Here is a 6,632-nt window from a genome sequence, read left to right as displayed (position 1 = left end):
CGGCTCATAGATCGGCACGCCGCCCGCGTTGAGCATGGCGATCTTGCGTTCGTCCACATCGAGACAGAACACCGAATTGCCGAGTTCCGCCAGACAGGCGCCGGTGACCAGGCCGACATAGCCGCTACCGATAATTGTGACTTTCATAGCAGAAGCTCCAGGACAGGGAGGGGCTCAACAAAAGACTGCGATCAGCCAAGCGCTTCGGAGCGGCGTGGGGCATAGGTTTCCCAGCGATTGCAGCCGGGGCACTGCCAGTAGAACAGCCGGGCGCGGAAGCCGCATTCGCGGCAGGTGTAGCGGGCGAGGTTGCGCGTGCGCACTTGCAGCAGGTCGCGGATGGCGACCACCTCTGACGTCTGGTCCTGCGCGACGGCTTCGCCGCCAGCCGTGGCCACGGCATCGCCTTCGGCAGCAGCGGTTTCCACGGCCTGCATCTCGGCGGCCTGCGCCTCGAAGTAGCGGGTCAGCGCCAGCAGCGTGGGTTGGCGGCGCAGTTGCTCGCGCATCAGCGCGGCGGCCGCCTCCGGGCCGTTCACGTCCAGTTCGGTGCGATAGGCGGTATCGAGCAGTTCCGGCGCGAGGTTCCCCTTGAGCAGCCCGCGCAGCCAGTCGATGGCCTGGCCCTGTTCGCCGAGCGTGCCGTAGGCCTTGACCACGCGGTCGGCCACCAGCGGCAGGTAGGCCGCATCCTGCGTCTCAATGCCGAGCCAGTGGCCCAGCGCGGCGCGGGCGTCGCCGCTAGCCATCGCTACGTCGCCAAGCAGGATCGGCGCGCGCACGTTGGCCGGGTTCTCCTCGCTCGCGCGGCGCAGCCACGCCACGGCGTCCTCGGGCCGCTTCTTCTGGAGCGCGTCCTGCGCCAGTTCGCAGCAGAATTGGGCGATCTGGATGCTGTAGTCTTTCTGCTCAAGCGTCTGCAGCTCGCGCGCGGCGTCGATGGCCTTCTGCCATTCCTTCTCGACTTCGTACAGTTCCAACAGCACACGCTTGGCCGACGCCGCGTACGGGCCCGACATCAGCCGGCGCAGCGACTCCTCGGCGCGGTCGAGCAGCCCGGCGCGCAGGAAGTCCTGGCCCAGTTCATAGAGCGCGTGCTCGCGCTCGGGCTCGGGCAGGTCCGGACGCGTGGCCAGGTTCTGATGAACGCGGATCGCGCGTTCGGTCTCGCCACGGCGGCGGAACAGCGCGCCCAGCGCGAAGTGGAGTTCGGTGGTTTCGGGGTCGAGCCGGGCCACTTCGACGAAGGCGTCGATGGCCTGGTCCGGTTGCTCGTTGAGCAGGAAATTGAGGCCCTTGAAATACGAGCGCGGCAGCGCGCCCTGCTCGCTGATCAACTGGCGCAGGTCGAACCGCGCCGCCACCCAGCCAAGGCCAAAGACAAGCGGCAGTACCAGCAGCCACCAGGTTTCAAACATCATGGGTCAGACTTTCGGGCCGACTACGTTATAGGGAACGCCGGGCTTGGCCTCGGGCGGCACGGTGTCCGCCGGCATCGGCACGCGCGCCTGGGCCAGCGCGCGGCGCAGCCGCGTGGCCTCCATCCGCTGACGCATCAGCGCCGGCGCCACCGCGGCCAGCGCCGCGACGATACCCAGCCCGAACGCGGCCAGCAGGATCAGGATCAGCGGCGCATGCCACACGGCGCCAAGGAACAGCTGCAGGGACGCATCCTCGGTGTTGCGCAATGCCAGGACGAACAGCAGGGCGAACAGGACGATGCGGAAAATCCAGGCGATGAGTTTCATGCGGTGACGGCCATCGGGACTCAGGACAACGAAAGCATGGACGCGCGTAATGTGCGCCATGGCTCCCGGCGACGGGTTCCCGGCATTGTAGCGGAATCACTTCAGGCAAACGGTAACGTTTGGTCGCGCCGCGCACCGTGGCGCCCCAAACAAAAAAGCGCTCCCGAGGGAGCGCTTTCCAACAGACTTCCAGATTGTCACCGCGTTCGCGTCAGGACCGAACCAGGTTGAGCTGGCCATCCTCGTGCAGCGTGCCGGCCGGAGCCGATACCTGCGCGCCGGACATGGCCTGCGCGGCGTGATCGCCATGCGAGCCATTGCCGTGATGCACGGTCTGGCCGTTATGCGACGGCCCCGGGCTACGGTCCACGCGTTCGCGCAACTCCTTGCCCGCCTTGAAGTGCGGCACCCGTTTTTCGGGCACCAGCACACGTTCGCCGGACTTGGGGTTGCGGCCCACGCGCGGAGGCCGCCGATTCAAACCAAAGCTGCCGAAGCCGCGAATCTCGATGCGATGGCCATCGGCCAGGGCTTCGGACATCGCGTCGAGAATCGTTTTCACCGAGATGTCCGCATCCCGCAGCAACAACTGCGGGAAACGGGCAGCCAGTTTTTCGACGAGCTCGGACTTGGTCATGGGCGGTCTCGCGGGCGCGGGCGCTGACGATTACTGGTTGTCCTGGCCGAGCTTGGCCTTCAGCAGTGCGCCGAGGTTGGTCGTGCCAGCCGTGCCGGTGTCAGCCTGGAACTTTTGCATGGCTTCCTGCTGTTCCACGTTGTCCTTGGCCTTGATCGACAGGTTGATGTTGCGCGACTTGCGGTCCACGTTCACCACCAGGGCCGTGATCTGCTCGCCTTCCTTCAGCACGTTGCGGGCATCTTCCACGCGGTCCGCGGAGATTTCCGAGGCGCGCAGGTAGCCTTCCACGTCGTCAGCCAGCTGCACCACGGCGCCCTTGGCATCAACGGCCTTGATCACGCCGTTGACCAGCGAACCCTTGTCGTTGGCCGAGATGAAGTTGTTGAACGGGTCGCCCGACAGCTGCTTGATACCCAGCGAGATGCGTTCCTTGTCGACGTCGATGCCCAGAACCACGGCTTCCACTTCGTCGCCCTTCTTGTACTTGCGCACGGCCTCTTCGCCGGTTTCTTGCCAGGACAGGTCGGACAGGTGCACCAGGCCGTCGATGCCACCGGGCAGGCCGATGAACACGCCGAAGTCGGTGATCGACTTGATCTGGCCCGTCAGCTTGTCGCCCTTCTTGTGGTTGCGGCTGAAATCGTCCCACGGATTGGCCTTGCACTGCTTCATGCCCAGGCTGATACGACGCTTGTCTTCGTCGATATCCAGAACCATGACTTCCACTTCGTCGCCCAGCTGGACAACCTTCGACGGGGCCACGTTCTTGTTGGTCCAGTCCATTTCGGACACGTGGACCAGGCCTTCGATGCCGGCTTCGATCTCGACGAACGCGCCGTAGTCGGTCAGGTTGGTCACCTTGCCGAACAGGCGGGTGCCTTGCGGGTAGCGACGCGAAATGCCCACCCACGGATCTTCGCCCAGTTGCTTCACGCCCAGCGAGACGCGGTTCTTTTCCTGGTCGAACTTGAGGATCTTGGCGGTGATTTCCTGGCCAACCGACAGCACTTCGCTCGGATGACGCACGCGACGCCATGCCAGGTCGGTGATGTGCAGCAGGCCGTCGATGCCACCCAGGTCCACGAACGCGCCGTAGTCGGTGATGTTCTTGACGATACCGTTGACGATGGCGCCTTCCTTCAGCGTCTCCATCAATTTCTGGCGCTCTTCGCCCAGCGTGGCTTCCACCACGGCACGGCGCGACAGCACAACGTTGTTACGCTTGCGGTCGAGCTTGATAACCTTGAATTCGAGGGTCTTGCCTTCGTACGGCGTGGTGTCCTTGATCGGACGCACGTCGACGAGCGAACCGGGCAGGAAGGCACGGATGCCATTGACCATCACGGTCAGGCCGCCCTTGACCTTGCCGGTCACGGTACCCGAGATGATTTCGCCGTCTTCCAGCGCCTTCTCGAGGTTCAGCCACGATGCCAGGCGCTTGGCCTTGTCGCGGGACAGAATCGTGTCGCCATAGCCGTTCTCGAGCGCATCGATGGCCACGGAGACATAGTCGCCGGCCTGCACTTCGAGTTCGCCCTGGTCGTTCAGGAACTCCTCCACCGGCACAAATGCCTCGGACTTGAGGCCGGCGTTGACGACCACGAAGTTGTGGTCGATGCGCACGACTTCAGCGGAGATCACTTCGCCAGCCTTCATATTGGAGCGGGCGACGGATTCCTCGAACAGTGCGGCAAAGGATTCGTTAGTTTGCAGGTCGGACATAAACGTGTGTGAGCAGTCCGCAGTACGCTGGCCGGCGCGACAATCGCGCTCAGTCTGCCATCGCAGCGGGGTTAGTTGATGAACGCCTTGCACCGGTCATCCGGGGCAAGGCTCCAGTTGGCGCCAGACCGGTTCAACGCCGTACGGCGGTGTACCACTCCAGCACCTGCGCCACGGCCTCATCTACCGACATGTCGGAGGTATCGAGCCGTTGCGCGTCTTCAGCGGGACGCAGCGGGGCGGCGGCACGGGAACGATCCCGCGCGTCGCGCGCCTCAAGGTCACGCAAAAGGTCTTCGATATTAGCAGAAATTCCCTTATCAATCAATTGTTTATAGCGCCTGCGGGCGCGTGCCTCGACACTTGCGGTCAGGAAGACCTTGAGGCGGGCCTCGGGAAAGATCACCGTGCCCATGTCGCGGCCGTCGGCCACGAGGCCGGGCAGCTTGCGGAAGCCGCGCTGGAGTGCCGTCAACGCATCACGCACGGGCTGGTGCACGGCGATGGCCGAGGCGCGGTTGCCGATGGCTTCGGCGCGGATGGCCTGGCTCACCTCCTCGCCGGACAGCCAGACCCGGTCCGGGCCGAACTTCACATCGAGGCGGGCCGCCATCTTTGCCAGAGTGGACACGTCCTGCAGGTCCACGTCCGCGCGGTCGCTCGCCAGCGCCACGAGCCGGTAGAGGGCACCGCTGTCGAGCAGGTGAAAGCCAAGGGCGTCGGCCACCTTGTGCGCCACGGTGCCCTTGCCGGACGCCGTGGGGCCATCAATGGTGATGACGTCGATCATAGTCATTGGTTATTAGCGCGCTAAAAACTATTGATTTTGTAAATCAATTAAGAATCATTATCATTGGTTCCATGGCTCGCACGGGCGGCCTCCCCGCCACCCGTCCCCACAGAACAGCCCGGGCGAGCCATCCCGAATCCCGAGCCAAATCCAAGAATGCGAGGCAATCTATCATGGCCAAGACCCTGACTTTCGGCATCATGCACCTGGGCATCGCCTTCAGCGTGACCTATGCGCTGACTGGCAATCTGGCCATCAGCGGTGCCATCACCTTCATCGAGCCGGCCGTGAATACCGTGGCCCACTACTTCTTCGATAAATACTGGGAACGGCGCGAACGCAGTGCGTCCGGCGCCGCCAGCGCGCACGCCGGACACGGGGTGCACGCCACGGCCACTATTTGACCGGAGTGACCGCTTACCGCGCCACCCCGGCAAACACCGAGAAGTACTCCGGGAATGTCTTGGCCACGCAGCCGGGATCGTTGATCCGTACCGGCAGCGGGCCGAAAGCCGCCAGCGAAAAGCACATCGCCATGCGGTGATCATCATAGGTGCCGATGCCGTCGGCTGGCGTGCGCCAGTCGGCCGCAGAGGGCGGCGGCGTCACACGCAGGTAGTCGGCGCCCTCTTCCACCGTAGCGCCGAGCTTGCGCAGTTCGGTGGCCATTGCCGCAATCCGGTCCGTTTCCTTGACCCGCCAGCTGGCGATATTGGTCAGCGTGGTGGTGCCTTCCGCGAACAGGGCGGCCACGGCCAGCGTCATCGCGGCATCGGGAATGTGGTTGCAGTCGAGTTCGATGCCGTTCAGCCGGCCGTCGTCGCGCTCGGTGCCGCGCACCTCGACCCAGTTGTCGCCGGCCATGACGTTGGCGCCCATCCGGTTCAGCGCATCGGCGAAGCGCACGTCGCCCTGGATGCTGGACAGGCCCACGCCTTCCACGCGCACCGGACCGCCGCCGATCGCGCCGGCTGCAAGAAAATACGATGCCGTGGAGGCGTCGCCTTCCACGTAGATTTCGCCCGGCGAGCGGTACTGCGCGCCGGCCGGGAGGATGAAGCGCCCCCAGCCCTGCCGCTCCACGTCGATGCCGAAGCGCGCGAGCAGGTTCAGCGTGATCTCGATATACGGCTTCGAAATCAGCTCGCCGACCACCTCGATCTCGATGCGGCCGGACGGCGCGCTGGCCATCGGCAGCGTCATCAGCAGCGCGGTCAGGAACTGGCTCGATACGTCGCCGCGCACACGGATCGGCGCGTCGATGCGGATCTGCGCCGGATTGATCTGGAGCGGCGGGTAGCCTTCCGTGCCGAGGTAATCGACGGACGCCCCCACCTGCCGCAGGCCATCGACCAGATCGCCGATGGGCCGTTCGTGCATGCGCGGCACGCCGGAGAGCCGGTACGTGCCGCCCTGCAGGGCCAGCGCTGCGGTCAGCGGACGGATCGCCGTGCCCGCGTTGCCCATGAACAGATCGGCCGATTTATTCGGAAAGTTGCTACCTGCGCCGGTGACGATGCAGTCGGCACCATCGCGCTGCCAGGTCACGCCGAGCACCTTGAGGGCGTCGAGCATGACGCGGGTGTCGTCGGAATCGAGCAGGTCGCGCACGCGCGTCTGGCCGGTGGCAAGCGCCGCCAGCAGCAGCACGCGGTTGGAGATGCTTTTCGAGCCGGGCAGCCGCACCGTGCCGGAAGCACGCGTCAGGGGGCCGAGGGTCAGATGTTCCATG

The 6,632-nt window shown here is 64.9% G+C and carries 7 protein-coding genes and 1 pseudogene; 1 reads left to right on the top strand and 7 read right to left on the bottom strand.

The annotated features are described in order from the left end of the window. From AC1DFU_RS21640 to cmk, 6 genes and pseudogenes are all read right to left on the bottom strand, one after another. A pseudogene (locus tag AC1DFU_RS21640) lies at nucleotides 1–153 on the bottom strand (UDP-glucose 6-dehydrogenase); the annotation flags it as partial. A 38-nt stretch (nucleotides 154–191) separates the two neighbouring features. Further along, nucleotides 192–1,421, bottom strand: coding sequence for a lipopolysaccharide assembly protein LapB (gene lapB, locus AC1DFU_RS21635; RefSeq protein WP_441591895.1), 1,230 nt, complete (start codon nucleotides 1,419–1,421; stop codon nucleotides 192–194). A gap of 3 nt (nucleotides 1,422–1,424) precedes the next feature. Beyond that, nucleotides 1,425–1,748: a lipopolysaccharide assembly protein LapA domain-containing protein gene (locus AC1DFU_RS21630; protein ID WP_092298428.1), complete on the bottom strand. Its 324-nt coding sequence runs from the start codon at nucleotides 1,746–1,748 to the stop codon at nucleotides 1,425–1,427. A gap of 211 nt (nucleotides 1,749–1,959) precedes the next feature. Then, nucleotides 1,960–2,385: an integration host factor subunit beta gene (locus tag AC1DFU_RS21625; RefSeq protein WP_092298425.1), complete on the bottom strand. Its 426-nt coding sequence runs from the start codon at nucleotides 2,383–2,385 to the stop codon at nucleotides 1,960–1,962. A 30-nt stretch (nucleotides 2,386–2,415) separates the two neighbouring features. Then, on the bottom strand, nucleotides 2,416–4,203 hold the full coding sequence (rpsA, locus tag AC1DFU_RS21620; protein WP_255370926.1) for a 30S ribosomal protein S1: 1,788 nt from the start codon (nucleotides 4,201–4,203) through the stop codon (nucleotides 2,416–2,418). 40 nt (nucleotides 4,204–4,243) lie between these two features. Beyond that, the gene (gene cmk / locus AC1DFU_RS21615) at nucleotides 4,244–4,906 is read right to left on the bottom strand and encodes a (d)CMP kinase (RefSeq protein ID WP_092298419.1); all 663 of its coding nucleotides are present in this window, start codon (nucleotides 4,904–4,906) and stop codon (nucleotides 4,244–4,246) included. 167 nt (nucleotides 4,907–5,073) lie between these two features. On the opposite strand from cmk, the gene AC1DFU_RS21610 reads away from it, so the two are divergent. After that, nucleotides 5,074–5,304 (top strand): DUF2061 domain-containing protein, encoded by a 231-nt coding sequence (locus AC1DFU_RS21610; protein WP_092298416.1) that lies wholly within the window; start codon nucleotides 5,074–5,076, stop codon nucleotides 5,302–5,304. A 13-nt stretch (nucleotides 5,305–5,317) separates the two neighbouring features. Here AC1DFU_RS21610 and aroA read toward each other — a convergent pair whose 3' ends face one another. Continuing rightward, a complete protein-coding gene (gene aroA / locus AC1DFU_RS21605) occupies nucleotides 5,318–6,631 on the bottom strand; it encodes a 3-phosphoshikimate 1-carboxyvinyltransferase (RefSeq protein ID WP_441591893.1) in 1,314 nt (437 codons plus the stop codon). Nucleotide 6,632: the final 1 nt, after the last annotated feature.

It is taken from the genome of Cupriavidus sp. 10L45 (genome assembly GCF_056395225.1).
The sequence above is the reverse complement of the archived record's forward strand: the minus strand, read 5'-3'. Positions and strand labels throughout refer to the sequence as shown.